The organism is Halobacterium sp. CBA1132, assembly GCF_001485535.1.
Classification (GTDB): domain Archaea; phylum Halobacteriota; class Halobacteria; order Halobacteriales; family Halobacteriaceae; genus Halobacterium.
The window spans coordinates 318,996-342,631 of sequence record NZ_BCMZ01000001.1 but is presented as its reverse complement, the minus strand read 5'-3'; the positions used below and the strand labels follow the sequence as shown (position 1 = coordinate 342,631).

The following is a 23,636-nucleotide window of genomic DNA, read 5'->3' as shown; positions in this document are numbered from 1 at the left end:
TCTACTCGAAGACCGCGTCGAAGGCGTCCGCGCCAAGCGGCTCGAACGTCCCCGCAGCGACGTTCTCGCGGACGTGCTCGGGGCTGGTCGTCCCGGCGAGTGCTGACGTGACGCCGGGCGCGCTGCGCGCGAAGTTCAGGGCGCGCTGGGCAGGCGTGTCCCCGTCGAGCTTCTCGTTCACGTCGTCGGGAATCCCCTCCAGCACTTGCCCCTGCGCGAGGCTCGCGGACGTGAACACGTTCAGGCCGGCCTCGTGGGCGTACCACAGCACGCTCTGGTCGCCCTCCGGCCCCTCCTGAGACTGCACGGTGAACGCGTCCGCCATGAAGACGTTGAACGGCACCTGAATCGCGCGCAGGTGCGTCGCCGTGTTCCCCGCGGTTTTGGCGGCCGAGCGCGCCCGCGAGATGATTTCGCCGAGGTCGAGGAAGTGGTCGTGGGTGCGCGGGACGCGGAACCCCTCCCACGTCGCGACGCCGTAGTGCTCGATGTCGCCCGCAGCGACGCGCCCCTCCAGTCGCTCGAAGGTCGCCTCCAGTTGGTCGTAGACCGCCCCGGAGAGCCGCGCGTCCAGTTGCGTCTCGGGGTTGTGGACGTAGTAGAGGTCGATGGTGTCCACGCCGAGGTTGCGCAGCGAGCGGTCCAGTTGGTCCTCGATGAACCCGGGCGCGATTGCGTGGCTGCCGTGCGCGAGGTCGTCGGCGTCCAGAATCCCGCTGTCGACGTACTCCTCGGCGACGAACTCGCCGGGCTTCTCCGGGCGGGACTCGTCGAACGGCACGAACCCGCCCTTCGTCGCGAGGAACACCTCCTCGCGGTCCACGTCGGCGTCCGCGAGCGCGCGGCCGACGGCGCGCTCGCTGCGCTGATGGCGGTAGTTGATGGCGGTGTCCACGACGTTACAGCCGCCCTCGACGGCCGCCCGCACCGTCTCGTAGTACGCGTCGTCGACGTCGTCGGTCGGCGCGCCGAGGTAGGTGCCGAGGCCGACGCTGGAGACCGCGCGGTCGCGCACGCTCCGGAAGTACGTCCGCGCCTTGTCCTCGCTGAAGCGCTCCTTGTACTGGAACGTCCCGTCAGCAGTAGCCATACGACTCCTTCGCCGCGGCGTTACTTGTACTCCCCGCGACGGAACGCCTCGACGGCCGCACGATACCCCTCGCGGAACGTCGGGTACGCGAACTCGTAACCCAACTCGCGCAGGCGGTCGTTCGAGCAGCGCTTGCTCGTTCGCAGGCGGCGCTCGGCGGGCTCGGAGAGATCACCCGCGTCGAGGCGCTCCTGGACGGTCTGTTTGTCCGGGCGGTCGACGCCCGCTTCGTCGGCGAGGTAATCCGCGAACTCCCACTTCGAGACCGGCTCGTCGTCCACCGCGAGCAACACCTCGTGACTCCCCACGGCGTCGTCGGTCAGCGCGAACCGGGCGACGCCCGCGGCGTCCTCCCGGTGGACCATGTTCAGGTATCCCTCCGTCACGGGGCCGTCGAGGTAGCGCGTCAGCCGGTAGCGGTCCGGGCCGTACAGGCCTGCGAACCGCACGACAGTCGGGTCCATCCCGAACTCTGGTGCGCGCTCTCGGGTGACGCGCTCGGCCTCCACGAGCACCTCGGTCTTCTCAGTCGTCGGGTCCAGCGGCGTCTCTTCGTCCACCCAGTCGCCGTCGTGGTCGCCGTAGACGCCCGTGCTCGACGTGTATACGAACTGGTCGGGCGCGTCGCTGCGACCGCCGAAGTGGTCGATTGCCGTCCGCAGTCCCTCGACGTACACCTCGCGCGCGGCGTCGGCGCCGCGGCCCCCCGAACTCGCCGCGAACACCGCGGCGTCCACGTCCGGCACCGCCGCCAATGAGTCGGCGTCGGTGACGTCCGCTTCCACGGCGTCGAAACCCGCGTCCCGAATTGCTGCGAGGCCGTCCTCGGAGCGGCGGACCCCCACGGGGTCGTGTCCCGCAGCCTCGAGCTGGCGGCCGAGTTCGAGGCCAACGTACCCGCAGCCCAGAATCGCGACGTCCATCAGTAGGGGTTCTCGCTGGCGATGTGGCGGTAGATGCGGGCGTACTCGCCGAGTGACATCGGCTGGCGCCCCTCGATTTTCTGCTGAATCTCCTTGGGGTCGTAGTCGTCGTCGAGGCCGCTGGCGAGCGCCTCCACGTCCAGCACCGCGGAACTCATCTGGAGCATCAAGTTGTCCCGAGCCTCCAGCAGCAAGCCTTCGGCGTCCGGCCAGTCGTCGCTGGCCGCGAAGATACCCGCCGCCTCTTCGAGCGTGAGTTCGACGGACTCGCCGTCGGCGAGCGCCGCGATTCGCTGCTCGTCGACGCCCGACACGTCCGCGACGGCGTCGACGCCCTCCGCTTCGACGACGGCCGCGAGCGCCGCCTCGTAGTCGGCACGAACGTCCCCCGCGGTCACTGCCTCGGCGTCCTGAATCTCGTCGGCTAGCACGGTTGGCTGTACGTGCCCCGCGTTCAAGGAGGCTACGCTTGCCGCGACGGCTCACCACCCCGCGGACTGCTCGTCAGCGTTCCCGTCCACGTCGCCGACGCCGCGCGGGCCGGCGGGCACGACCACGCCAATCGTCGCCTCCACGTCGAACGACACCCGCTCGTTGCGGCCGACGCGCTCCGCGGCACCGTCACCGTCGACATCGAACGCGACGCTGGCGTCCTCTCGGACGTAGGCAGTTCCGTCCCCGGGTCCAATCGGCGACCCGCCGTCCGCGCGAACCGCCAACGACGCGTACGACCCCCTGACGGACACCGACCACGCGTTCGCAGTCGCGTACCAGAACCCCGGCACCGGCGCCAGCGGCAGGCCCGCCGGCACCGCGCCGACGTCCGCCGCGCCGAGTTTCTTCGCGGCTTTCTCGGCCGCGACCGACCCCGCCTCCGAGAGCGCTTGTTCCGCGAGTGCGCTCCCGACGCGGTGAGTCAGCTCCGCCGTGTCCCGCACGACGCCCGCCTCGACGCGAACCGCGTCACTATCGACGATGTCCGTGGATTCAGCGCGGAGTCGGGTCGCCAGTCGGTCGCGCCGCTGTGAGGTGATGCCAGCGATGCTCGCAGCCTCGTCCGCGACTGCTCTCGCTGCGGACCCGTTCCCGACAGCCATCCCGCGTTCGTGGACGGACGACCAGTGTGCGAGCGCGCGCTGCGTCGCCGCGTGGCGCTCGCGCTCCGTGAATGAGACCGGCGACGCTGCCAGCACGTTCCGGTACGCTCGTCCCGCCGCCGATACGCTGTCCGCGACCGCAGTTCGGAGCGCTGTCCGGCGGTCGCCGAGTGTCCGGTTCGCCGCGGCGCCGAGCGTACCGTTCGCAGCCGCAAGCGCCTGCGCTGCGGTGCCGACACGAACCGACTCCGGCGGGTCGGGCATCGCCGCGTCGACGACGGCCGCCGCCGCGTCGCCGTGCGGCACGGTGAACCAGTTCACGTTCCGCGCCGCGAGCGGGTGGTACGGCCGACCGCGCTCGCCCAGTCGCCGGGGCGAGACTTCCGCGAGCGTCAGGTACGCCGGAGCGCCCTCGACAGCCTCGACGGGGCCGGCGTCGGCCTCGCTCCCGTGGTCGGTCGGCGGCGATTCGAGGCCCCGACTGCCGAGCGCGTCGCCTATCGACGCGAGCGCGCCGTCCGCGCGTCGGTCGCCAAGTCGCTCGGCGACTCGCGCGAGGTATGTTTCGCGGACGGCGGCGACGGCGCGGTCGGTCGCCGAGTCGTAGCTGTCGCGGGCGTCGTGGAGCGCTACGACGCGGTCGTGCAGGGTGTCGACGGGGACGCGGCCAGCGGCGAGGCCGCGCGTGGAGACGTTCGCCGAGACGTTCCGACTCCGCGTTCGCAGCGTCGCAGCAGCCCGGTACGCGCGCTCGCGGACCGACGCCGGGACGCTGGGGTGAACGACTTCCTCCCGGGCGAGCGACTCCCCCGCAGCGGCCCGCCGAGCGAGCGCGTCGACGCCGCCCGCCGCCGCGACCAGCGACTGCTCCGCGCGGGCCGTGATGCGGCGATGCATCGCCGGGCCGACTGTCGCTGCGGCCGCGTCGAGGACGCGTTCGGCGCCCGCGACGGAGCGGTCGCGGCGTGGCGGCCGCAGCGCGTAGCTCACGCCGACGGAGACGCGGTACTCGGTCTCGGTCGTCTCGACGACGCTCTGAGTGCGGTTGCCGCGGACGTAGCGGTAGGTCTCGTGGTCGGTGACGACCACGCGCCGGCCGTACGTCTCGACCGCTCGTCGGTCGTCCGCGAGCACGTCTCCGGGGTCGACGGTGTCTTCGACGTCGACATCACGGGCGTCGGTGACGTCCGCGAGCGTCCAGTTCGCAGGAATGTGCCCGGACTTCGAGTGGGTCCGGTCGACGACTGTCGCGTCGGCCGTGCGGCGCGCGAGCGACGTGAACGCGGCGCGCAGCGTGCTGTCGAGTGACGTCTCGCTGTCGCCGTCCACGAAGTCGAGGAACGCGCGGTCTGCAGTCGCGTTGACGCCGACGGGGACGGACTGACTGGACTCGACTGCGTCGAGCGCGGACGAGAGGCCGACTTTCGTCGGCGTCGAGGGCGTCTCCGGCGCTCTGAGAACTTCGTTCGCGCGTGCCTTCGCGCTCGCTTTCGTGACCGCGAGCACGTCGTCGATGCCGACGCGGGCCAGCGCGCGGCCGTACGCGGCGCGGGCCTCGTCGTCCTCCCGACCGAACGCCGTCCGCTGAACGTCTAGGAGCGCGCGGTTCGCCATCACCTCCACGTGGCGGTTCGCGAGCACGTTCGAAATCGGGACGCCGGCGTACTGGAGCGGGCCGCGCAGCCAGACGACGCGGTGGAGGTAGTCCGTGAGCCGGCGGTCCAAACCCGGCCCGGCGAACGCGCCGCGGTCGAGCAGGCGCTCGAAGCGCTGGACGCGGTCGCGCAGCGCCAACGCAGGACTGTGGACGGTCGTCGAGACGTTCGTCGTCGACCGCGAGGCGAGCGCGCCGTCGCGCTCGACGTCGACGCGCACCTCGGAGAGCGTGACGCGAAAGAGGTCGTCGCCGACGCGTTCCAGCGAGACGCGTTCGATTGCTCGCCGAGCGTCCACGGTGGTTTCGACGCGCGGCAGCGACGCGGACACCGACACTGCGCCGACGGTCGAGTCGTGGCCGCGGAGCGCGCGCTCCGTGCGAGCGTACACGCGTAACGCCAGGGCGTCGCGGAACGGCGTGTCGTTGCCGATAGCGGTTCCGAACGTCGTATTCGACGGTTCGACGACGGGGTGCTGGATGGCCTCGGCGGCGGCCGTGCGGGCGGCGCTGGCGAGCGCCGTGTCCGCGCTCGTCTGCGCGCGTTCGACTGCGCGGTCGGCGCGCGTCTCCGACGGCACCGGCGAGCGGCCGGCGAGCGTGGCCGCCGCGGTGGCGCTGGCGACGAGCAACACCACGCCGACCAGTGCGAACGGCGCGCGAGCGCGATCGTCGTCGGCGAGTCTCACGGCGACCACGTCCGGACGGTGACGGTCACAGAGTGGTTCTCCGCGACGGCTTCGTGGGCGACCGCCGCGACTGACGCGCTCGGCGGCGGGCGTTCCCCGACGCGAACGCGCCCGTCGCCTGCGGTCGCGACGACAGCGACGTGGCCGTCCACGCTCGCGAGCACGTCCCCGACAGCGTTCTCGACCGCGTCAGCGAACCGAGAATTCGCCGAGCGGTTGTCGGCCACCGCGGCGTGCGCGAGCAGCGTGCCGACCCGCCCGGAGACGGCGCGCTGGCTCCCGTTCGCGGTCTGGTACTCGGCGGTCGCCGTGCTCGCGAGCACGGTGCGTGCGGCGGCGTCCGGGTCCGGCGGCCGCCGGTCGCCGCCCGGTATCGTGACGAGAGCGACGGCGGCCGCGCTGACGAGGAGAACGGCGAGCGAGGCGTCGAGCACGGTGCTAATGGCGCGGCTCACGACCACACCTCCACGGTGAGTCGACCGGGGCGCGTCCGACCGGCCGCGACGCGCACCGGCACGCGCTGGCTCGCAGTCGCGGCGTCGGGCGGCGGCTGTTCGCCGGCTGCCCACTCGCGGTCGCCCGCCGTCACCGTCACGTTGACCTCGTAGCCGGCGGGCGCGACCGAGGCCGTGAGGCGGTCGGGCGCGACCACCACGGCGTCCGTAGGCGACGCCGCAGCCACCGCGTCCGCCAGCACTTCGTCGGTGGGCGCATCGCTCACGGCGGCCGGGAAGACGTCCGCACGCACCGTCGCGAACGCGCCGACAGCGAGACAGACGACGGCCACGGCGACGAGCGCGGGCAGCGGTTCGACTTGCGCCTCACGCGCCGACGAGCGTGACATCGACACCCCTCCACGTGACACGGCGAACGAGCAGTTGCTGGCGGTCCCGGCGCCACGCCGCGTCGCGGTCGCGGGCGTCGGCCGTCGCGCGCTCGAAGGCGCGTTCGTCAGCGAATGCGTCTCCGGGCGGTGCGCCGCGGAGGACGCGCCAGAGCGCCGTGTCGCGTCGAACGGGGACAACCGGCCCGTACGCGTACGACGCTCTCGATTCGCCGGTGTCGTCGCGCACTTCGACCGCGTGTTCGGTGAGTCGAATCGCGTCGGCGTCGACGGCGCGCGTCTCGGTACTCGCGTGGTCGGCGCTCGCGACGGCGTCGACGGTGTTCGCGAGCGGGGTGGCGCGCACCTGCGTAGTCGGTTTGGCCGCGAGTGCGACGCCGAGCAGCGTCGTGCTGACGAGCGAGAGCGCGACGAGCAGCGGCGGCACGTCGGCGAGCGTGTCGAACATGGGGCGGGTTGGTCGCGGCCTCCGATTTAAACTTAGAGGACGCGCGCAGCGGCGAGCGCGGTGACGGGGTAGACGGTGGCGGCGGCCGCGAGCGCGAGGCCGGCGTGGTAGCCGACGAGCGCGCGGTCCAGTCCGCGGTCGAGGCCGACTGCGAGCGCGGGTAACACGGCTGCAAGCCACAGCACGTAGGCGCCGACGACGAGCGCAAGGCGACCGGCGGGCAGGGCGGACGCGGCATCGAGGCCGCTCACGCGACCAGCGAGCGAGACGGTAACGCCCGCGACGAGCGGCGCGTAGACGAGCGCCGTGTACTGGAGCGTGCGGGTGGTCGACGCGAACTCGCGGCGCACCTCGCGGTCGAGGTCAGTGAGGTCGTCGAAAAGGTCTGCGACGTCCACGAGCACGCGACCGCCCGCCGGACCGGCGTCTGCGGCGTGGACGACGAGCGAGACGGCAGCGCGGGCGCGGTGGCTGCGCGTTCGCGCGAGCGGGCCGTGCTCCCCGAGGAACGCGTCCGCGACGCCGACGCGGAGCCGACGCATCCGCCGCGCTGCGTCGTCGAAGACAGCACCAGCAGCGCCGTCGAGCGTGTCGCCGGCGTCCGTGACCGCGGCCTCGACGGCGCGGCCGTGGCGGAGTTGGTGGCCGAGCACGGAGAGCGCGTCCGCGAGCCCCGCTTCGACCTCGCGGGCGTCCTCGCGGACCTCGCAGGCGGGCCGGAACCAGTAGACGAGTGCGCCCCCAGCTGGCCAGCCGACGAGCAACACGGGCAGCGACCACGCGGGCAAGAATCGGGATGCGACGAGCGCGGCGACGACGCCACAGACGGCGGCGAGCGCGGCGTTCCGCCCGCGGTTCGCGAGGTCCGGATGGTCGGCGGGGACGGCTGCCGGCGGGAACGCGACCGGGCGGCGCGCGAGAATCCAGCAGACGACCGCCAGCACCGCCAGCGGGAGCACGACACCGTACGCGAGCGCGACCGCGCCGAGCGTGACCGGGAGGCCGGCGCTCGCCGCTGCGGGGACGACGCCGACGAGCGCGAGCGGCAACACGACGCCGAACGCGTAGACGCCCATCGTCGGGCCGTGGACGGCGTCGGCATACTCGCTGGCACGCTCCCGTGAACCTTCCACGACGACAGCGAGGGCGCGGTCGAGGAGGCGTTCGCGGTCCCCTGTCGGCGCGTCGACTGCTGCGTCGGCGAGCGCGGCGGCGCGCCGAAGCGACGGCAAGTGATCGTCCCACGTTGCGGCAAAGGACGCGAATCCAGCGCCGGGCGTGCCCCGTGATTCGCGAGCGTGCGCGGCGAGGCTGGCCGCGAGGCGGCCGTTCGCGTGGTCGGCGGCGAAGTCGGTGGCGCGTTCGAGCGCGGGGTCGAGACGCAGTGAGAGCACGACCAGACAGACAATGTCGGGTGCGGCGCCGAGCGCGCGCGACCGTTCGGCGACCGAGCGGACGTGCGGGCCGTACGCGAGCGCGGCGGCGGTTGCCACACCGAGGAACGCGACGGCGGTACCCGCGTACGGATTCCAGTGCGCAGTCGCAGCGGCGAGCGCGACAGTGACTACGAGCGCGGCGAGCGACCGTCGCTCGTTCGCAGCCTCAGGCATCGGTCGTGTGGTCGGCGCGGGCGCGAACCGCGTCCCGGACGTCGGCGTACGTCTCCCCGGGCGCCGCGAGGTCGGCGACGACACTGCTGTTCCCGCGTGCGATGCGGCCGGTCGGTTCGGCGCCGTCTCCCTCGTCCGCGTAGAGCGCCGCGGCCCCGTCGTCGGTGACTTCCTCGACGCGCGTGACGCGTCGCCCCCCAGCCGTGTCCGCGAGCGTGACCACGAGGTCGGTCGCAGCGAACGACGACGCAGCGATGCCGAGGTCGGAGACGACGCGCTCGCGGACGCCCGCTGCGCCCTCACCGTGTATCGTGCCGAGGACGGCGGCGTCGCTGGCGCCGACGCGCATCGCCTCGTAGAGCACGCGCGCCTCCTCGCCGCGCACCTCGCCGACCGCGATTGCGCCGTCGCCGAGTCGGAGCGCGGTGCGGAGCGCGTCTGCCATCGAGACGTCCGCGCCCGCGCCGTCGGCGTCGGCGTACAGCGCCTGCACGTCGCGACCGTCGCTGCGAAGTGCGCGAACCGGGAGTTCGGGTGTGTCCTCGATGGTGACGAGTCGCGTGCCGGCGGCCAGCCCCCACAGCGTCGCGCCCAAGAGCGTGGTTTTGCCGGCGCCGCGCGCCCCCGCGAACAGCACGGACGCGCCGCGGCGCAGCGCTTCGACGAGGAAGCCCGCGAGTCGGGGCGAGAGCGTGCCGTTCGCGACGAGGTCCGGGAGGCGGAACGGGTCGGCGTCGTGCGCGCGGAACGCGAACCCGGTGCCGTCGCTGACCGGGTCGGTAACGCCCGCGACCCGCACACGGCCCGCCGTGCCGAGGTCGTCGAGTGCGGTGTCGAGCGTGGGGTTCGCGCGCGAGAACGGACGTCCGCTCTCCGCGCGGAGCCGCGACGCGAGGCGCTCGGCCCCCGCGTCCGTGAATCGGACGTTCGTCCGGGCGTCCTCGCCGTCGACAGTCACACGCAGCGACCCCTCGGCGACTGGGGCGCTCGCGTACACGTCCGAGATTCGCGGGTCCGCGAAGAGGTCTTCGAGGACGCCGAAGCCGCGGGTGTGCTTGCGGAGCGCGTCCGCGAGCGGTTCGCGGTGCTCGCCCGCGGCCTCGCGGACGGCGCGCCCCGGCGCGTCTTCGCCGTCGGGAATCGAGCCGTCAGCCAGCAGGCGGCGCGCGTCGGCGAGCACGCGGCAGTCCGCGGGCGCGAACTCGTACTCGGGCGGGACGACGTGGTAGACGGAGAGTCCGTCGGGGACGGCGTACTCGCGGACGGTCGCGTCGGTTTCCAGCGCCCGCGAGTCTCGGAGGCGGCCCGCTGGTGGGGGCGTCGGTTCGATGCGGGCGTCCGCGAGTGCGGGACCGACGCGCGGCCGGAGCGCGTCGTAGTCGGGAAGGTCGCCGGCAGCGGCGGCGAACCCGGTCTCGGCGGCGATGTCGGCGACCGGGCCGGCGCGGCCGCTCGCTTCCGCGGCCGCGGCGAGCGGGTCAGTGCGGGCGCGGGCGGCGAGGCGTTGGTCGCGGTCCGCGACTCTCGCGGCGAACCGGCCGGCGGCCGTGAACAGCGCGACGGCGCGCGGCCCGTACTCGCGGCGGAACCCGGAGGCGTCCACGACGACGCGGTCGACGTCCGTCTGCCGGCACGCGGCGGTGACGGTGGCGCGACACGCGGGTTCGGCGAGCAAGTCGCCGCTGCCCGGACAGCCGCCGGCGTCGACGCGGAGCGCGCTGCCGTCGCGGGTGGCGTCACAGCAGCAGTCGGGGCCGTCAGCCCGGAAGCGTTCGAGGAGCGCACGCATGGGACGCGGTGGTCGCGTTCCCGCGGATAAACCCTCGGAGCGCGAGGACGACCGGGCCGTCCGCGCGTTCGACGTACGCCAGCGTCGTCGGGCCGTCGAGCGTCGAGTCGCCGCACATGGCGACACGCACGGGGAGCAGTCGCTGGTGTTCGGGACCGTTCGGGAGTATCGAGATGAGTCGCGGTGGATTGTCCCGAACCGCCAGCGTCGCGTCCGCGGGGAGGTCGAGGCGGAGCGTCCGACGCGGCGCGGTTTCGACTGTCTCCCCGGGGTCGCTCCGGCGGTAGAGGGCGTCGACGGCGTCCGCGACGCGGTCCGCGCTCGCGCCGACGACAGCGCTGTCCCGCGTTCGCGTCGCGTGGTCGACAGCGGGCTGAGCGGCCGCTACCAGCGCGAACGCGAACACGACTGCGAGCACGACGCGGACGCTCACAGTGACTCCCGGACGCGGTCGAGCAGCGAGTCGTCGTCGGAGTCTGCCTCGACGCGCTCGCTGTCGGATGTTGTTCGGTCGCGACGTGCGGCGTTGGTGGTCTCGGCAGAAGTGGTAGCGTCGCCAGTGGCGGTTCCGCCTGTGTGGTCCGCGTTCGGGCGGTGCTGTGGCGTTCGCTGGCGTTCGTCTTCGAGACGTTCGACGGCTTCGCGGGCGGCGTCCGCGCGCCGCTGGACGCGCTCGTTGACGGCTTCGATGTCCCCGACGTAGCCGTGCAGCGACTGTACGGTGGCGTCGAGCGCGTCGAGGCGCTCGTGGAGGTCCGCGAGGTCCGCTTCCACGGCGTCGAGTCGGCCGTGGACGGCCGCCGCGTCCGAGAGGTCGCTGACGGCGGCGTCGCCGTCGGTCAATGCGCGCTCCACCGCTCGCAGCCGTTCGTCGATGTCGTCGCGGGACACGGCACACCGTGGCCTCGTCCTCCGGTTTAACTGTCGGGGCGGCGCAACGTTGATGCTTGCGCCCCGAGATGGACGGCGTATGAAAGCCGCCCTCATCGGCGTCGGTCAGGCCGGCGGAAAGGTCACCGAAGCCCTCCTCGAAGAAGACCGTCGAGCCGGCTACGGCGCCGTCCGTGGCGCACTCGCCGTCAACACGGCGAAAGCAGACCTCGAACCGCTGGAAATCGACACGATGCTCGTCGGCCAAGAGCGCGTGAAAGGCCACGGCGTCGGCGCCGACAACGAACTCGGCGCGGAGGTCATGCAGAGCGATGTCCGCGAGGTCGTCGGCGCGCTCGACGGCGTCGTGACCGCCGAGACCGAGGCCATCTTCGTCGTCGCCGGCCTCGGCGGCGGCACCGGCTCCGGCGGCGCGCCCGTGCTCGTGAAGGAACTCCAGCGCGTCCACGAGATTCCGGTGTACGCGCTCGGCATCCTTCCGGGCCGCGACGAGGGCGGCATCTATCAGGCGAACGCCGGCCGGTCGCTGAAGACGCTCGTCCGGGAGGCCGACTCGACACTGCTCGTGGACAACGACGCGTGGCGCAAGACCGGACAGAGCGTCACGGAAGCGTTCGACGCCATCAACGAGCGCATCGCGCGCCGCGTCGGCATCCTGCTCGCCGCCGGTGAGAACGTCGAGGGCGTCGGGGAGAGCGTCGTCGACTCCAGTGAGGTCATCAACACGCTCAAGTCCGGGAACATGTCCGCGGTCGGGTTCGCGAGCGCGGACGCCGCCCCCGACGCCGGTGAGAACGTCAACGTCGTCACGTCCACGGCGCGGAAGTCCCTGCTCACGGGGATGAGCGTCCCCGAAACCACGGAAGCAGGCGCGGCGCTGGTCGTCGTCGCGGGCGAGTCCGACCGCGTCTCACGGAAGGGCGTCGAGAAGGCGCGCTCGTGGGTCGAAGAGGAGACGCGCAGCATGCAGGTCCGGGGCGGGGACTTCCCGCTCGACTCGGACAAAATCGCGGTGCTCGTGTTGCTGTCGGGTATCTCTCGCTCCGAGCGCATCGAGCAGTTCATGGAGCGCGCGAAGGAAGCCAGCGAGTCCGTCGAGGAAGAGCAAGCCACCGAGGACTTCCGGAGCGACGAACTGGACGACCTCCTCTAGACGAGCGTCTCGCCGTCGAACTCGCGGGCGTCGAAGTCGACGTCGAGGAGGTCCAAAAGCGTCGGCGTGATGTCGAAGAGGTCCGTCCCCTCGGGGACGGTGACGTCGGGGTCGTCGGCGAGCAGCGTGGCGTTCTCGAAGGAGTGCATCCCGTTGCGCGGGCCGACGCTGAACACGTCGTCGGCCCCCGAGAACCCTGCCTTGAGGTCGAAGCCGTGGTTCGGGATGGCGACGAGGTCGGGCGCGATTTCGTCGTGGGCGCCGTCGAAGGCCTCCTCCTTGGGGACGACGCGGTCGACGACCGGTTCGCCGTCCGGCCCCTCCAGCGCGAGGAGTTTCTCCTTCAGTTCCGCGCGCACGTCCTCGTACTCCGATTCGGAGACGCTCCCGCGTGGCTCGCGGTCTTCGAGGTTGACGTAGAACCGCCCGGGGATGAACGAGTACGCCTTCGTGTCGTCGCTGATGTCTTCGAGGCTGTCGTGGTCGTCGTCCTCGAAGGAGAGCCACCCTTCGTCTTCGAGCCACTGGTTGAGGTGGACCTCGTAGTCCTCGCTGGTGAACCCGTGGTCGGAGGCGACGACCAGCGCCACCTCGTCGGGGAGTTCGTCGCGGAGTTCGCCGATGTAGCGGTCGACCTTCTCGTAGAACTCCAGGAACTCGTCTCGGTACTCGCCGTCCTGCTCGTAGTCCTTGAACAGGAAGTGGTTGACGCGGTCGGTCGTCATGAACACGCCGAAGAAGAGGTCCCAGTCGTCCTCGCGGACGTAGTTCAGGAACGCCTCCTGTCGGGCGTCGATGGTCTCGTGGGCGTCCTCGATGAACTCGGTCTTGTCGTCCTGGTGGCCGAGCTTGGCGTTCGTGTCGATGCGGTAGCCGATGGAGTCGAGGTAGTTACTGACGTCCTCGGGGTGAGCGCCCTTGTCGAGGCCCGGGGAGAGGAACCCCGAGACCATGCGCTGGACGTTGCGCTGGGGCGGGAACGTGACGGGGACGTTGAGGACGGTGGCGTCCCGGCCGGCGTCGGTCACGCGGTCCCAGACGCGGTCGGCCTGCACGTCCCGGCCCATCGGAACGTACGTGTCGTAGCTGCCGATCTCGCGGTCCTGGAACCCGTAGACGCCGGTCTCTCCGGGGTTGACGCCGGTGGTGAGCGACGGCCAGCACGCGCTGGACTCGGGCGGGACGATGCTGTCGATGGCGCCGCCGCCGCCCGACTCGATGACGTCGTGGAGGTTCGGGAACGTCTCGGGCTCGTCCCGAATCAGACTGTACGGGACACCGTCGATGCCGATGAACGCGACTCGCGACCCCTCGTCGCCGCGGAGCCGGTCGAACAGACCCATACACACCGCGTCGCCGCTGACGCACTAAAGGGTTCGTCTTACGGCGGCAACTGGCCGGTGTCAGCGACACCAGCCACGTTTGCCAGTTCAGGCTTGCTCGAAGGAAGCGAACAGCGCTTTGCGCGTGCTGGCGTCGATGAGTTCGTCGAGCGTGGACTGTTGGTCGGAGCTGACGCGGCTGAACAGGCCGAGCGGGACGCGTGCGGTGGCGGTGTCGGCGTCACCGCCGAGCGCGTCCGTTTGGTCGAACGCCGACGAGAGAACGTCCATCGCGCTCGTGCGCACGTCGTCGGCGCGACACGCCGTGACGACGGTGTCCTCGTGGACGCCGAACGCGGCCGCCGAGGAGACGCCGTCGAGGCGGAGGAGGGTGTCGGCGGCCTCTTCGAGCGCGCTCACCGACGGGACGCTGCCGACGTTCGTGACCGCGAAACTCGCGCGCCGCTCGCGGTTCGCGATGGCGTGGCCGATGACGTCGAACGTCTCGCCGCTCATGCCGGGCGCGCGCAAGGCGTCGATGGTGCCTTGGTCGGCGAACTCTTGGAGGAACGTCGCGGCGCGGAAGTCCTCGCGGGAGCGCACGCGCCGGAACTCCCGGGTGCCTGCGCGGATGCCGTAGAGGAGCGCGGTGGCGACGTCCTGCTCGGGGGTGACGCCCGCGCGTTCGACGAACCGCGCGACGATGGTGGAGGTCGCGCCGGCGTCGTCGCCGTCGAGGACGAGCGAGTGGTCGACGGCCGCGGGCCGGTGGCGGACGATAGCGACGACGGGTGGCCGGTTGGCGAACGACGGGACGGTGCCGCCGCCGCCGACGGCGACCGCGCCGTCGTAGTCGTCGAGGGAGTTCCCGGCGACGTCGAGGGAGACGTCGAAGAGGTTGCAGAACGCTTTGGCGTCGTCGCTGGTGACGTCGTCCTCGGCGAACACGCGAGCGGTGACGCCCCACTGGGTGCAGAGTTCGCGGAGGCCGATAGCGGCGGCGAGCGCGTCGACGCTGGGGTTCTCGGGGACGACGAGCGCGACGGATTCGAGGCCAGCGATGGTGTCGCGGAGTCGCGTGAAGTTCTCGTCGTCCGACTCGGTGCGGCGACGCCTGAGCGCCGCCGTGAGGGCGTATGCGCCGGCGCCGCCGACCGCGACGGCGCCAGCAGCGAGCGCGAGCACGGGCGTCGAAACCGTGCCGACCTCGGGGAGCATTACGCCGAGAGTCCACCTGAATCGTTAAGTATGTTGCCCCGTGCCAGGTCAGCGGAGGGCGTCGGACGCGCTCACGGCGTCCGTTCGGTCCTCGTCGTCGCTGTCCGCGGACTGGAAGTTCGTGGGAACGACGGTGACGTGGTGAACGCCGAACTCGGAGTGACTGGCAGCCATTACACCCAACGGTAGGGCACAACCCCGGAAATAATTACCCATGAGCATAACACATCGGCGGCGCAGCGCGTGATACACCGTGGTTATGGGCGCCGCTAGTCGGCGGCGAAAACGGAGGAATGGAGTGGCGGAGCGTTACGCGAACTTCTCGTCGTAGAGGTCTTGGGCGTGCTCGATTGCGTCCTTCGCGGCGTCGGCGTCCTCGAAGCCCAGCGTCTCGACTTCCTTCCCGGCTTCGAGATTCTTGTACGTCTCGAAGAACTCCTCGATCTCGTCGAGTTCCTGCTGGGGGATGTCTTCGAGGTCCTCGATGTGGTCGTAGCGGGGGTCCTCGTCGGGCACCGCGATGACCTTGTCGTCCTGCTCGCCGTCGTCGTCCATCTTCATGAGCGCGACCGGGCGCGCCTCGATGACGCAGCCGGGGAACGTCTGGTCCTCGACGAGCACCAGCACGTCGAAGGGGTCCTCGTCGTCGTAGTACGACTGCGGGATGAACCCGTAGTCCGAGGGGTAGTGGACGTTGCTGTGGAGCACGCGGTCCAGCACCACGCCCGGGATGTCCTTGTCGTACTCGTACTTGTTGCGCTCGCCTTTCAGGCACTCGACGACCGCGTAAATCACGTCGGGTGCGTCCGGTCCGGTTTCGAGGTCTTCCCAGAGGTTCGCCATGGCGCAGAGATGCCGTTCGCGCCGGAATATGTTTTTCTATCCCGTTTCGATGGTCGTGTGCAGTGTTGGCATGCGTCGATTGTACGCGGGTTTTGCGGCGGACGTGACCACCCGAAGCGGTCGCACTTTTGCGTTTTCACTGCAGAAAATTGCCAAAATCCCTCGTTAGGCGCGAAAATGGCACCTCGCAGAAGTTAAATAGCCAGATGACTTTCGGTTAGCTATGTCAGAGGCACAACCTGCTGCACGTACGGACGTGCGCGACCTGACTGCGTTCCAGAAGAACATCCTCACCGTCCTCGCCGAGGAAGCCCGCTACGGGCTCGCCATCAAGCGCGAACTCGAAGACTACTACGGACAGGAAGTCAACCACGGTCGACTCTACCCGAACCTCGACGACCTCGTCAACAAGGGTCTCGTCGAGAAGTCCGAGCTCGACAAGCGAACCAACCAGTACGAGCTCACCGACGACGGCTTCGACGCCGTCCTCGACGACCTCGAGTGGACGCTCTCGAAGTTCCTCACCGACGAGGACCGCAAAGAGCAGGTCCGCGACATCCTCGCCGAGAACTAACGGTTCACCGACGAACCGACATTTTACCGACTCCGTAGCGGCGCCGCTACTGTTCGGACGCCGGCGCCGACTCCGCGGTGTCCACGTCTTCGGCGACTTCGAACAGCAACTCCAGCGACGCCTCGACGCGTTCGCGCTGCTCCTCGTTCGGCCACGCGTTCCGCGGGAAGTACTCCGCGAGGAACTCCTCGCGCTCGCGGTCGTCGGCGGTGTCCATCGGGCGCGCGTAGTAGTTGTTCATGAACTCGGCGAACGCCGCGGCGTTGTCCCCGTGGACGTCGCCGTGGCGCTCCCGCACGCGCTCGACGATGGCGTCGTTGCGCGCGGCGGCTTCCTCGTAGTCGCCCTGCTCGCCCGGCCCGGATAGCGACACCTCGGCCGCGCGGTCGGTGTCTTCGACGTCGCCCAGTTGGACCGTGCCGTCGTCGACCCACTCGTCGGGATAGCAGACGAGCGTGTCGTCGCGCTCGCGCAGGCGCGGGACGAACCCGTGTTCGGCGAGCAGGTCGTCCCGGCGGTCGCGGTACGCGGCCGCCGCGGCGTCGTCGACCGCGTCGCGGGCGAGGCGAGTGAGGCGTTCCGCTTCGTCGACTACGTCGGCTGGGAGCTCAGTCATCGTCGAGGGCTTCGTTGGCTAGTTCGTCCGCGCGGTCGTTTACCTCTCTCGGAACGTGGGTCAGCGTCCACGATTCGAAGCGCTCCAACAGCTCTCGTGCGCGAACGCGCTTCTCCCGGAGTTCGGGGTCGTTGGTGTCCCACGCGCCCTTGACCTGTTTCTCGACGAGCTGGGAGTCGCCGCGGATCTCGACCTCATCGAAGCCGAACTCCGCGGCAGCTTCCAGCACCGTCAGCAGGGCCTCGTACTCGGCCTGGTTGTTGGTCGCGCGACCGATTCGTTCGCCGCCCTCCGCGACGATTCCATCGCCGGAGACGAGCACCCAGCCGACGGCGGCGGGCCCGGGGTTGCCGCGGCTCGCGCCGTCGAAGTACGCGTGGACGCGGCCACCGCGGTCGGGTTCGACGACGGCAGTGATGTCCGTGGGGTTACCGCCCTGCACGACCAGTTTGTCGTCGTAGGCGACGGCGTGGGCGCCTCCGAGGTCGGCGTGCCAGCGCTCGTACTCGGAGTTCCCCTCGCTGAACGACGCGCCCGCTGCGTCGAGGCGTTCGCGCGCGTCGTCGACGTCGCACTCTACGACCGGCATTAAGCCGAAGTCACCCCGCCTCCCGTATATGGATTTCTATCCCCGTATTCCAGTTGAGCCGTCTCTGGGCCGTTGAGCGCCGATTCCGGCCGAAACTGCCGAGAATTGTGTTGCCTGGGATACATCCCAAACCGGCAATGGATTTAAACGTTTGCGAAACGCTAATATAAAAATGCGATGACACGGTCCACTCGCCAGCGGGAGCGAGAAACGGCGACAGAGCAGGAGGAGTCTGAGGAGGGGGTACGGGAGTGCCCGGAGTGTGGCTCTGACAACCTCGTGAAGAGCTCGGACCGCGCGGAACTGGTCTGCAACGACTGTGGTCTGGTCGTCGAGGAGGAGCAGATCGACCCCGGTCCGGAATGGCGCGCGTTCAACCACCAGGAACGACAGGAGAAGTCGCGGGTCGGCGCCCCCACCACACAGACGATGCACGACAAGGGGCTGACGACGACCATCGACTGGAAGGACAAGGACGCCTACGGGCGTTCTATCTCGTCGAAGAAGCGCTCGCAGATGCACCGCCTGCGGAAGTGGCAGGAACGCATCCGCACGAAGGACGCCGGCGAGCGAAACCTCCAGTTCGCGCTCTCGGAAATCGACCGTATGGCGTCCGCGCTCGGCGTCCCGCGGTCGGTACGGGAGGTCGCGTCGGTCATCTACCGGCGCGCGCTCAAAGAGGACCTCATCCGCGGCCGCTCCATCGAGGGCGTCGCCACGAGCGCCCTCTACGCGGCCTGCCGGAAGGAGGGCATCCCCCGGAGTCTCGAAGAGATTTCGGAGGTCTCCCGGGTCGAGCGCAAGGAAATCGGGCGTACGTATCGGTATATCTCCCAGGAACTCGGACTGGAGATGAAACCGGTCGACCCGAAGAAGTACGTGCCGCGGTTCTGCTCGGAACTGGAACTCTCCGAGGAAGTGCAGGCGAAAGCCAACGAGATTATCGAGACGACCGCCGAGAAGGGACTGCTCTCGGGCAAGTCCCCGACCGGCTACGCGGCCGCCGCAATCTACGCCGCGTCCCTGCTCTGCAACGAGAAGAAGACCCAGCGCGAGGTCGCGGACGTCGCGCAGGTGACCGAAGTTACCATCCGGAACCGCTACCAGGAGCAGATCGAGGCGATGGGCATCCACAGCTAGCTCTCGCCTCCGGTTCCGCTCACAACACCCCACAGCGGCGCCGCTGGTGCGAGTCCACCCGCATCGAAGGGGTTTTGCCCGGTCCATTTTAATGGGGGCACATGACTACCCCGTGGGACGACTGGGACCACGTGCTGAAGGTGGACCCGGACAAGTCGCTCGCCGAGGGCGACACGTTCGACGATGTCGCGAAGACGGGCACCGACGCCATCGAAATCGGCGGCACGATGGACGTGACCACAGAGAAAATGCGGCGGGTCATCGACGCCTGCCGGAAACACGACGTCCCGCTCTATCAGGAGCCGTCGAATCCGGCAGTCGTCGTCGACGACGAAGCCCTCGACGGCTACCTCGTGCCGGTCGTGTTGAACGCCGGCGACCCGTTCTGGATTACGGGCGCGCACAAGGAGTGGGTCCGCATCGCCGACCTCGACTGGGAGCGGACCGCCACCGAGGCGTACATCGTCATGAACCCGGAGGCGAGCGTCGCGGAGTACACCGACGCGGACTGCGACCTCGACCCCGACGAAGTGGGGGCGTACGCTGAGGTCGCTGAACGCATGCTCGGACAGGACATCGTGTACGTCGAGTACTCGGGGATGCTCGGCGACCCCGAGGCCGTCGGCGCGGCCCACGACGCGCTCGACGACGCGACGCTGTTCTACGGCGGCGGCATCCACGACTACGACTCGGCATACCAGATGGGCGAGCGCGCGGACACCATCGTCGTCGGCGACCTGCTCCACGACCAGGGCGTCGAAGCGGTCACGGAGACGGTTCGGGGCGTCAACGACGCCCACGAGTAGCCGACGGGGCACTGATTCGCGGCGGTTCGACCACGCCGGAAATGAAGGCGTTTAAGGCCGGTCCTCGTGAATCGGGTGGTATGAAGGACCGAACGTTCACAGCGGACGCCGAACCCGGCGACCACGCGACGGTCGCGGGCTGGGTCCACGAAGTGCGGGACCTCGGCGGCATCGCGTTCCTCATCCTCCGAGACAAGACCGGGAAGATTCAGGTCAAATTCGAGAAAGACGAGATGGACGACGACCTCGTCGAGACGGGCATCAACGTCCAGCGCGAGTCCGTCGTCCAAGTCACCGGCGACGTCGAAGACGAAGAGCGCGCACCTACCGGCGTCGAGGTCACGCCCGAGTCCATCCAAGTGATGGCCGAGGCCGACCCGCAGCTCCCCCTCGACCCCTCGGGGAAAGTCGACGCGGACCTCTCGACGCGACTGGACAACCGCACGCTCGACGTCCGGAAGCCCGAGACGAAGGCCATCTTCGAGATTCGCGCAGAAGTGCTGCGCGCGGTCCGGGAGTACTTCCGGAGCGTCGGCTCGACGGAGATCAACACGCCGAAAATCGTCGCCACCGGCACGGAGGGCGGCACGGAGCTGTTCCCCGTGACGTACTTCGGCGAGGAGGCGTTCATGAACCAGAGCCCGCAGCTGTTCAAGCAGCTGATGGTCGGCTCCGGGCTCGAACGCGTCTTCGAGGTCGGCCCCATCTTCCGCGCGGAAGAGCACAACACGCCGCGCCACCTCAACGAGGCGACGATGATCGACTTCGAGTCCGCGTTCATCGACCACGAGGAGGCGATGGACGTCTGCGAGGGCACGCTGCAGGCCGCCTACTCCGCCGTCGAGGAGAACTGTCAGGACGAGCTCGAAGCGCTCGGCCTCGCCGAGGAGTTCGAGGCGCCGTCCGGTGACTTCCCGCGGCTCACCTACGAGGAAGCCATCGAGCGAATCAACGCCACCGGCGAACTCGACGAGCAGCTCGTCTGGGGCGACGACCTGCCCACGGAGGGCGAGAAGGCGCTCGGCGACGACGTCGGCGGGCACTACTTCGTCACCGACTGGCCCAGCGAAATCAAGCCGTTCTACATCCAGGACTACGACGACGACTCGGAGCTCTCGAAGGGCTTCGACCTGATGCACCCGCGCATGGAACTGGTGTCTGGCGGCCAGCGCGAGCACCGCTACGACGCGCTCGTCGAGGGCTTCAAGCAGCAGGGACTGGACCCCGACCAGTTCGAGTACTACACGAAGATGTTCAAGTACGGCATGCCGCCCCACGCCGGGTGGGCGTACGGCGTCGAGCGCCTCGTGATGACGATGCTCGACCTCGACAACATCCGGGAAGCCGTGCTGTTCCCGCGAGACCGCCAGCGGCTCTCCCCGTAGGGGAGAACGGTGGCGGTCAGCGAGACGCCACGCGTCTCGCCAGACAGACAGCGCCTGTCGCCATAGGCGACAGCGCGTCTGGCGAGCGGGGGCTCGGAAGTCGCAGCCCGCGAAACGAAGTGAGCAGGAACGTCTTCCGGCGTTCCCGCGGGATCGCCAACGTCTGAGTCCGTAGGACGAAGACTTGGGAGCCAGCGAGACGCCGCGCGTCTCGCAGGACCGGCAGCGGCTCTCCCCATAGGAGAACGTTGTCGGTCAGCGAGACCGCAGGTCTCGCCAGACAGGCAGCGTCCGTTGGTCTAACTGTCGGCCGCGTCCTCGATTAGCGCGAACGCTTTTTCGCGGAGTTCGCCGGTCATGTGGAGGCCGTGGCTGTCGATGTCGCGAATCAACGCTTTCGCGTCGTTCGCAGCCATTCCTTCGTGTACGGCACGAACCACGACGCCGACAGTGCCGGTGACCGTCGCACCGAGGCCGCGCGCGACGGTGCGGACGCGGCGGTCGTCGGAGACGACGGCAACCGAGCGGTCTTCGTCCTGGAGTCGGCGGACGCCCGCAATCAGCATCGCGTCGCCGGTCACCGCGTCGTCGCCGAGTATCGAGAGCGCGTCGTCGCGGTACGACTCGGGAATGTCGTCGGCCGTCCAGCGCTGGTCGTCGGTGAGGAACGACGCGGCGTTCGTGGACGCGGGTTCGGTGGTAACTTCGTCCGTGACGCGGTCGGGAACCCGGAGTTCGCCGTCGAAGGTAGCAAGCAGGCCGACGCGGCCGACGCTCCCGACCGCGATAAGCGTCGTCGCGTCGACGAGCACCACGTCGCTCATACGTCGAGCGCGCTGTCGGCGTCGGCTTCGAGGTCCTTCGAGGAGAGTTGCGTGGTGAGGTTGTGTTCGCGCGCGATTTCCAGCCACTCGGCCAGCGACACGTCCGCGATGCGCGCGGCTTCGTTGACGGAGACGTCGCCGGACTGGTAGCGCTCAACAGCGATGCGGACGCGGATGTCGTGGAGGCCTTCGGCAAGTGCTTTCCGGATGGTGGTGCTCTTGTCCTCACTGAGGAGGTCGGCGACTTCAGCGAGGTCGTCTTCCTCGTCGTCGGGAATCCGGGCGCTAATCGATGGCATGTATACGTTCTATTACGTCGTAAACACACTTCAAGGTTCGTGTGCCGATACTGCAACACTTAATCTTCGCCGCCTCCGACTCCGAGTCGATGAGCGACGGCGACGCGGCGACGGCGTTCGCGCCCGGCCACGTGACAGGATTCTTCAGCGTGGAGCGCACCGAGAGCGCCGAGCGCACGGGGTCCCGTGGCGCGGGCATCACGCTCTCGGAGGGCGTGACGACGCGCGTCGAACCCAGCGACGAGACGCGCATTCTCCTGAACGGCCGCGAGGTCGACGTCGGGAGCGTGGTCGGCGTGCTGGACGCGCTCGACGCGACTGCAGAAGTCTCCGCAGAGACGTCCCTGCCGATTGGCGCGGGGTTCGGCGTCTCCGGCGCGATGGCGCTGGGGACGGCGCTCGCCGCGAACAGCGCCTTCGACGCGGGGCTGTCGGCGAACGACCTCGTGACGGTCGCGCACGCCGCGGAAGTCGACGCCGGAACCGGACTGGGTGACGTGGTCGCGCAGGCCCGCGGCGGCGTCCCGATTCGCGTCGAACCCGGCGCGCCCGCTCACGGCCGCCTCGACGGCGTGCCGGACGCGGGCCGCGTCGAGTACGTCTCCTTCGGCGGTCTCTCGACGAGCGACGTCATCGGCGGCGACACGGCGACGCTGTCGGCAGCGGGCGAGGACGCGCTCGCGTCCCTCCGCGAGCATCCGACGCTCCGGCGGTTCATGGCGCTCTCGCGGGAGTTCTCCCGGGAGGCCGGCTTGCTCGACGGAGAGGTCGAAGCGGCCGTCGACGCCGTGGCGGACGCGGGCGGCGAGGCGGCAATGGCGATGCTCGGACAGACCGTGTTCGCGCTCGGAACGGGGTTGTCGGACGCGGGCTACGACCCCGAGGTGTGTCGCGTGCATCCGGCAGGCGCGACGCTGGACCCCTAGCGTGGCGCACCGCTAGCGCGCCACGTTACAGTGAGCGGTGAACGTAGTGATCCGCGAGCAGCGGCCACCCGCAAGCGGACGATTTTTGCGCGACGGGCGGCGAGAGGCAGTATGACCGAGATTCCCGCCGACCACCCGCGCCACGACTCGCTGGTGACCCGCCACCGCATCGAGGCGGGGGTCGAGAAGGGCATCACGTCGAAGCAGGGGCTGGTCGCGCAGGGCCGCGGCGAGGCGTTCGACTACCTGCTCGGGGAGGAGACGATTCCGTCCGCGAACGACGCCGAGCGCGCGGCTGCCGCGTACCTCCTGCTCGCCGAGCATCCCGTCCTCTCGGTGAACGGGAACGTCGCGGCGCTCGTTCCGGGCGAGGTCGTCGCGCTGGCAGAGGTCGTCGGCGCCGACATCGAGGTGAACCTCTTCAACCGCACCGAGGAGCGGATGGAAGCCATCGCCGAACACCTCCGCGAGCACGGCGCACAGGACGTGAAGGGGCTGACCGCTGACGCCCGGATTCCGGGGCTGGAGCACGAGCGCGCGAAGGTGGACCGCAACGGCATCTACGACGCCGACGTGGTGCTCGTCCCCCTCGAAGACGGCGACCGCGCGGAGGCGCTGGCGGCGATGGGGAAGACGGAACTCGTCGTGGACTTGAACCCGATGTCGCGGTCCGCGCAGAGCGCTGCCGTCCCAGTCGTCGACAACATCATCCGCGCGCTGCCGTCGATTACCGAGCACGCCCGCACGCTCCGTGACGCCTCCCGCGAGGAACTGGAAGAAATCGTCGCGAACTTCGACCGCGAGGCGGCGCTGGAGGCCGCCGAGCAGCGGATTCGTGAGGGCGACCTCGACTGAGCGCTCGGTCGGTCCCGATACCTTTTTGATTCTTTAGGCCGGCCTAAAATA

At 69.8% G+C, this 23,636-nt stretch carries 26 protein-coding genes; 7 read left to right on the top strand and 19 right to left on the bottom strand.

The window, feature by feature from the left end; translation table 11 throughout:
* Window position 1: 1 nt before the first annotated feature.
* From AVZ66_RS01740 to AVZ66_RS01690, 11 genes are read right to left on the bottom strand one after another with little or no spacing between them, the layout of a single operon-like run.
* Window positions 2-1,090, bottom strand: coding sequence for an aldo/keto reductase (locus AVZ66_RS01740; protein WP_058981203.1), 1,089 nt, complete (start codon window positions 1,088-1,090; stop codon window positions 2-4).
* Window positions 1,091-1,110: 20 nt separating this feature from the next.
* Window positions 1,111-2,013, bottom strand: coding sequence for an SDR family oxidoreductase (locus AVZ66_RS01735; RefSeq protein WP_058981201.1), 903 nt, complete (start codon window positions 2,011-2,013; stop codon window positions 1,111-1,113).
* Window positions 2,013-2,444: a DUF5791 family protein gene (locus AVZ66_RS01730; protein WP_058981199.1), complete on the bottom strand. Its 432-nt coding sequence runs from the start codon at window positions 2,442-2,444 to the stop codon at window positions 2,013-2,015. Before AVZ66_RS01730 ends, AVZ66_RS01735 begins: the two co-directional genes overlap by 1 nt.
* Window positions 2,445-2,495: 51 nt before the next feature.
* Complete coding sequence (locus AVZ66_RS01725; RefSeq protein ID WP_157575573.1) at window positions 2,496-5,453, bottom strand: hypothetical protein; 2,958 nt, start codon at window positions 5,451-5,453, stop codon at window positions 2,496-2,498.
* Window positions 5,450-5,908: a hypothetical protein gene (locus AVZ66_RS01720; protein WP_157575572.1), complete on the bottom strand. Its 459-nt coding sequence runs from the start codon at window positions 5,906-5,908 to the stop codon at window positions 5,450-5,452. Before AVZ66_RS01720 ends, AVZ66_RS01725 begins: the two co-directional genes overlap by 4 nt.
* Complete coding sequence (locus tag AVZ66_RS01715; protein WP_058981193.1) at window positions 5,905-6,297, bottom strand: hypothetical protein; 393 nt, start codon at window positions 6,295-6,297, stop codon at window positions 5,905-5,907. The genes AVZ66_RS01720 and AVZ66_RS01715 overlap by 4 nt, the downstream gene beginning before the upstream one ends.
* A complete protein-coding gene (locus AVZ66_RS01710; RefSeq protein WP_058981191.1) occupies window positions 6,275-6,745 on the bottom strand; it encodes a hypothetical protein in 471 nt (156 codons plus the stop codon). The genes AVZ66_RS01715 and AVZ66_RS01710 overlap by 23 nt, the downstream gene beginning before the upstream one ends.
* Before the next feature lie 32 nt (window positions 6,746-6,777).
* Complete coding sequence (locus AVZ66_RS01705; RefSeq protein ID WP_058981189.1) at window positions 6,778-8,355, bottom strand: hypothetical protein; 1,578 nt, start codon at window positions 8,353-8,355, stop codon at window positions 6,778-6,780.
* Entirely contained in the window at window positions 8,348-10,144 is a 1,797-nt protein-coding gene (locus AVZ66_RS01700; protein WP_058981187.1) for a type II/IV secretion system ATPase subunit, read from the bottom strand. The genes AVZ66_RS01705 and AVZ66_RS01700 overlap by 8 nt, the downstream gene beginning before the upstream one ends.
* Complete coding sequence (locus AVZ66_RS01695; RefSeq protein ID WP_058981185.1) at window positions 10,113-10,577, bottom strand: hypothetical protein; 465 nt, start codon at window positions 10,575-10,577, stop codon at window positions 10,113-10,115. Before AVZ66_RS01695 ends, AVZ66_RS01700 begins: the two co-directional genes overlap by 32 nt.
* Window positions 10,574-11,035, bottom strand: coding sequence for a hypothetical protein (locus AVZ66_RS01690; RefSeq protein ID WP_058981184.1), 462 nt, complete (start codon window positions 11,033-11,035; stop codon window positions 10,574-10,576). The genes AVZ66_RS01695 and AVZ66_RS01690 overlap by 4 nt, the downstream gene beginning before the upstream one ends.
* A 79-nt stretch (window positions 11,036-11,114) precedes the next feature.
* On the opposite strand from AVZ66_RS01690, the gene AVZ66_RS01685 reads away from it, so the two are divergent.
* Window positions 11,115-12,188, top strand: a complete 1,074-nt coding sequence (locus AVZ66_RS01685) for a tubulin/FtsZ family protein (RefSeq protein WP_058981181.1) — start codon at window positions 11,115-11,117, stop codon at window positions 12,186-12,188.
* Here the strand turns inward: AVZ66_RS01685 and AVZ66_RS01680 are convergent.
* The 4 genes from AVZ66_RS01680 to AVZ66_RS01670 form a co-directional block, all read right to left on the bottom strand.
* A complete protein-coding gene (locus tag AVZ66_RS01680) occupies window positions 12,185-13,531 on the bottom strand; it encodes an alkaline phosphatase family protein (protein WP_058981179.1) in 1,347 nt (448 codons plus the stop codon). The two genes, AVZ66_RS01685 and AVZ66_RS01680, sit on opposite strands and share 4 nt — an antisense overlap.
* A gap of 87 nt (window positions 13,532-13,618) precedes the next feature.
* On the bottom strand, window positions 13,619-14,728 hold the full coding sequence (locus AVZ66_RS01675) for a bifunctional oligoribonuclease/PAP phosphatase NrnA (RefSeq protein WP_058981177.1): 1,110 nt from the start codon (window positions 14,726-14,728) through the stop codon (window positions 13,619-13,621).
* A gap of 48 nt (window positions 14,729-14,776) precedes the next feature.
* A complete protein-coding gene (locus AVZ66_RS17010; RefSeq protein ID WP_269432450.1) occupies window positions 14,777-14,902 on the bottom strand; it encodes a hypothetical protein in 126 nt (41 codons plus the stop codon).
* A gap of 135 nt (window positions 14,903-15,037) precedes the next feature.
* Entirely contained in the window at window positions 15,038-15,571 is a 534-nt protein-coding gene (locus tag AVZ66_RS01670) for an inorganic diphosphatase (protein ID WP_058981175.1), read from the bottom strand.
* Between the two features lie 223 nt (window positions 15,572-15,794).
* Here AVZ66_RS01670 and AVZ66_RS01665 point away from each other — a divergent pair, with 223 nt between their 5' ends.
* Window positions 15,795-16,145 (top strand): PadR family transcriptional regulator, encoded by a 351-nt coding sequence (locus tag AVZ66_RS01665; protein WP_058981173.1) that lies wholly within the window; start codon window positions 15,795-15,797, stop codon window positions 16,143-16,145.
* 46 nt (window positions 16,146-16,191) lie between these two features.
* Here the strand turns inward: AVZ66_RS01665 and AVZ66_RS01660 are convergent, their stop codons facing one another.
* A complete protein-coding gene (locus AVZ66_RS01660) occupies window positions 16,192-16,761 on the bottom strand; it encodes a hypothetical protein (RefSeq protein WP_058981168.1) in 570 nt (189 codons plus the stop codon).
* The gene (rnhA, locus tag AVZ66_RS01655) at window positions 16,754-17,350 is read right to left on the bottom strand and encodes a ribonuclease HI (protein ID WP_058981166.1); all 597 of its coding nucleotides are present in this window, start codon (window positions 17,348-17,350) and stop codon (window positions 16,754-16,756) included. The genes AVZ66_RS01660 and rnhA overlap by 8 nt, the downstream gene beginning before the upstream one ends.
* A 177-nt stretch (window positions 17,351-17,527) precedes the next feature.
* On the opposite strand from rnhA, the gene AVZ66_RS01650 reads away from it, so the two are divergent.
* The 3 genes from AVZ66_RS01650 to aspS all read left to right on the top strand — a co-directional run bounded on the left by AVZ66_RS01650 (window position 17,528) and on the right by aspS (window position 20,681).
* Window positions 17,528-18,490, top strand: coding sequence for a transcription initiation factor IIB family protein (locus AVZ66_RS01650; RefSeq protein WP_058981163.1), 963 nt, complete (start codon window positions 17,528-17,530; stop codon window positions 18,488-18,490).
* Between the two features lie 101 nt (window positions 18,491-18,591).
* Window positions 18,592-19,296, top strand: a complete 705-nt coding sequence (locus tag AVZ66_RS01645; protein WP_058981161.1) for a phosphoglycerol geranylgeranyltransferase — start codon at window positions 18,592-18,594, stop codon at window positions 19,294-19,296.
* Between the two features lie 80 nt (window positions 19,297-19,376).
* Complete coding sequence (gene aspS, locus AVZ66_RS01640; protein WP_058981160.1) at window positions 19,377-20,681, top strand: aspartate--tRNA(Asn) ligase; 1,305 nt, start codon at window positions 19,377-19,379, stop codon at window positions 20,679-20,681.
* Window positions 20,682-20,980: 299 nt separating this feature from the next.
* On the opposite strand, the gene AVZ66_RS01635 is transcribed toward aspS, so the two are convergent.
* Window positions 20,981-21,505: a hypothetical protein gene (locus AVZ66_RS01635; RefSeq protein WP_058981157.1), complete on the bottom strand. Its 525-nt coding sequence runs from the start codon at window positions 21,503-21,505 to the stop codon at window positions 20,981-20,983.
* On the bottom strand, window positions 21,502-21,804 hold the full coding sequence (locus AVZ66_RS01630; protein WP_058981155.1) for a UPF0175 family protein: 303 nt from the start codon (window positions 21,802-21,804) through the stop codon (window positions 21,502-21,504). The genes AVZ66_RS01635 and AVZ66_RS01630 overlap by 4 nt, the downstream gene beginning before the upstream one ends.
* A gap of 89 nt (window positions 21,805-21,893) precedes the next feature.
* Between AVZ66_RS01630 and AVZ66_RS01625 the strand changes: the two genes are divergently transcribed.
* Window positions 21,894-22,730, top strand: coding sequence for a pantoate kinase (locus AVZ66_RS01625; protein ID WP_058984606.1), 837 nt, complete (start codon window positions 21,894-21,896; stop codon window positions 22,728-22,730).
* Window positions 22,731-22,841: 111 nt separating this feature from the next.
* Window positions 22,842-23,585: a 4-phosphopantoate--beta-alanine ligase gene (locus tag AVZ66_RS01620; RefSeq protein WP_058981153.1), complete on the top strand. Its 744-nt coding sequence runs from the start codon at window positions 22,842-22,844 to the stop codon at window positions 23,583-23,585.
* Window positions 23,586-23,636 lie beyond the last annotated feature (51 nt).

What these genes read in the sequence shown, in the direction of transcription:
- AVZ66_RS01705 (WP_058981189.1), bottom strand. Translation starts at nt 8,355, where the DNA reads ATGCCTGAGGCTGCGAACGAGCGACGGTCGCTCGCCGCGCTCGTAGTC.
- AVZ66_RS01620 (WP_058981153.1), top strand. Translation starts at nt 22,842, where the DNA reads ATGACCGAGATTCCCGCCGACCACCCGCGCCACGACTCGCTGGTGACC.
- AVZ66_RS01665 (WP_058981173.1), top strand. Translation starts at nt 15,795, where the DNA reads ATGTCAGAGGCACAACCTGCTGCACGTACGGACGTGCGCGACCTGACT.
- AVZ66_RS01660 (WP_058981168.1), bottom strand. Translation starts at nt 16,761, where the DNA reads ATGACTGAGCTCCCAGCCGACGTAGTCGACGAAGCGGAACGCCTCACT.
- AVZ66_RS17010 (WP_269432450.1), bottom strand. Translation starts at nt 14,902, where the DNA reads ATGGCTGCCAGTCACTCCGAGTTCGGCGTTCACCACGTCACCGTCGTT.
- AVZ66_RS01635 (WP_058981157.1), bottom strand. Translation starts at nt 21,505, where the DNA reads ATGAGCGACGTGGTGCTCGTCGACGCGACGACGCTTATCGCGGTCGGG.
- AVZ66_RS01625 (WP_058984606.1), top strand. Translation starts at nt 21,894, where the DNA reads ATGAGCGACGGCGACGCGGCGACGGCGTTCGCGCCCGGCCACGTGACA.
- AVZ66_RS01710 (WP_058981191.1), bottom strand. Translation starts at nt 6,745, where the DNA reads ATGTTCGACACGCTCGCCGACGTGCCGCCGCTGCTCGTCGCGCTCTCG.
- AVZ66_RS01740 (WP_058981203.1), bottom strand. Translation starts at nt 1,090, where the DNA reads ATGGCTACTGCTGACGGGACGTTCCAGTACAAGGAGCGCTTCAGCGAG.
- aspS (WP_058981160.1), top strand. Translation starts at nt 19,377, where the DNA reads ATGAAGGACCGAACGTTCACAGCGGACGCCGAACCCGGCGACCACGCG.
- rnhA (WP_058981166.1), bottom strand. Translation starts at nt 17,350, where the DNA reads ATGCCGGTCGTAGAGTGCGACGTCGACGACGCGCGCGAACGCCTCGAC.
- AVZ66_RS01735 (WP_058981201.1), bottom strand. Translation starts at nt 2,013, where the DNA reads ATGGACGTCGCGATTCTGGGCTGCGGGTACGTTGGCCTCGAACTCGGC.
- AVZ66_RS01700 (WP_058981187.1), bottom strand. Translation starts at nt 10,144, where the DNA reads ATGCGTGCGCTCCTCGAACGCTTCCGGGCTGACGGCCCCGACTGCTGC.
- AVZ66_RS01645 (WP_058981161.1), top strand. Translation starts at nt 18,592, where the DNA reads ATGACTACCCCGTGGGACGACTGGGACCACGTGCTGAAGGTGGACCCG.
- AVZ66_RS01680 (WP_058981179.1), bottom strand. Translation starts at nt 13,531, where the DNA reads ATGGGTCTGTTCGACCGGCTCCGCGGCGACGAGGGGTCGCGAGTCGCG.
- AVZ66_RS01630 (WP_058981155.1), bottom strand. Translation starts at nt 21,804, where the DNA reads ATGCCATCGATTAGCGCCCGGATTCCCGACGACGAGGAAGACGACCTC.
- AVZ66_RS01715 (WP_058981193.1), bottom strand. Translation starts at nt 6,297, where the DNA reads ATGTCACGCTCGTCGGCGCGTGAGGCGCAAGTCGAACCGCTGCCCGCG.
- AVZ66_RS01675 (WP_058981177.1), bottom strand. Translation starts at nt 14,728, where the DNA reads ATGCTCCCCGAGGTCGGCACGGTTTCGACGCCCGTGCTCGCGCTCGCT.
- AVZ66_RS01670 (WP_058981175.1), bottom strand. Translation starts at nt 15,571, where the DNA reads ATGGCGAACCTCTGGGAAGACCTCGAAACCGGACCGGACGCACCCGAC.
- AVZ66_RS01685 (WP_058981181.1), top strand. Translation starts at nt 11,115, where the DNA reads ATGAAAGCCGCCCTCATCGGCGTCGGTCAGGCCGGCGGAAAGGTCACC.
- AVZ66_RS01650 (WP_058981163.1), top strand. Translation starts at nt 17,528, where the DNA reads ATGACACGGTCCACTCGCCAGCGGGAGCGAGAAACGGCGACAGAGCAG.